This is a genomic window from Campylobacter concisus UNSWCS (genome assembly GCF_000466685.1).
Taxonomy (GTDB): Bacteria; Campylobacterota; Campylobacteria; order Campylobacterales; family Campylobacteraceae; genus Campylobacter_A; species Campylobacter_A concisus_A.
The window spans coordinates 1-1,204 of sequence record NZ_ANNG01000084.1 but is presented as its reverse complement, the minus strand read 5'-3'; the positions used below and the strand labels follow the sequence as shown (position 1 = coordinate 1,204).

General features: G+C 34.1%; 1 protein-coding gene. It reads right to left on the bottom strand.

The features are described 5' to 3' along the window. Positions 1-1,204: hemagglutinin repeat-containing protein (locus UNSWCS_RS10650; protein ID WP_035144034.1), on the bottom strand; the 1,204-nt coding region annotated here is incomplete at both ends.

Genomic DNA, 1,204 nt, shown 5'->3' with positions numbered 1-1,204 from the left:
AGCAGATGCTGAGTTTATATTTGAAGAGATGATAGAGATATCTTTATTTGCATTTAAATTTATGTTGCCACTATTTGTTAATAGCGATGAAGAGGTTAGGTTTAACTTTGATAAAGAGTGCATATCAATAGATCTTTTAAACCCACCAAAGCCTCTTTTATTAGTTTGAGAATACTCTAAGCTCTCATATGCGCTAGGATTTATACTTATAGTATTTGCATCTATGTCTATATCATTTTTGGCACTTAAATTTGAACCAGTTACTATTGTGTTGCCGCCAGCCTTTAAGCTGATATCGCCTGCGTTTAAATTTGAGCTAATGACCTTTTGATTTATAGCCATTAGATGAGACTCTTTTTTAGAGAAAAAGCCCTTTGACTTCTCTTTAGTTTGCGTGCTCTCGTTTGTATTAGCACCTACTACATATATGTCTTTTCCAGCTTCTACATTTAGCTTGTTAGTAGCTCTTAGGTTGCTTGAGCTGATCTGTGTATTTGACTTAGAGTTTAAATTTATATCTTTTGCGTCTAGGTTTGCGCTATTTAGCGTTTGGATGTTTTGGTTAAATTCCACGCCTTTTTCTTTTGCGCTATGGCTATAGGCAAACTCTTTAGCGTTTATATTTATATTATCTGCATTTAAATTTATCTTATCAGCCTCTAAGCCTCCGCCAGTGATGTTTAAATTTTCTTTAGCGTTTAGGTTAAGGCTCTCGTCTGCTTTTAGATTTGAAGCCTTGCTAAACTGAGATGACTCTTTGTCTAAGCTTATATTATTTGCATCTACATTTATACTTTTGGCTGAAATTTCACTTGAGTTGATATTTGCTGCGCCTGCTTTTAAATTTAGATCTTTAGAGTTTAGCTCTAGGTGATTTAGGTTTAAATTTTGTGAGTTTAGATTGATATTATCAGCCACTACACTGCCAGCTAGGCTTATGTTGCCTTTGGCGTCTAGCTCTATGTTATTAGCCATTACTAGAGCTGATGCTTTTACGTTTTTATCTTTTGCTTCCTTTTTAAATTTGCTTATGCTCTCATTTCTTGCTTCATATAAGCCATCAAGGATATTTGCTATATAAGCAGAGTTTATACTATCAAGGCTGTAGTAATACCCTTGATTTTTAACCCTTCTATTTAGGTTTTTGATGATTGGACTATTAAATATTGGCTCAGAGAATTTATCCAGATCAACATTTGCTAGC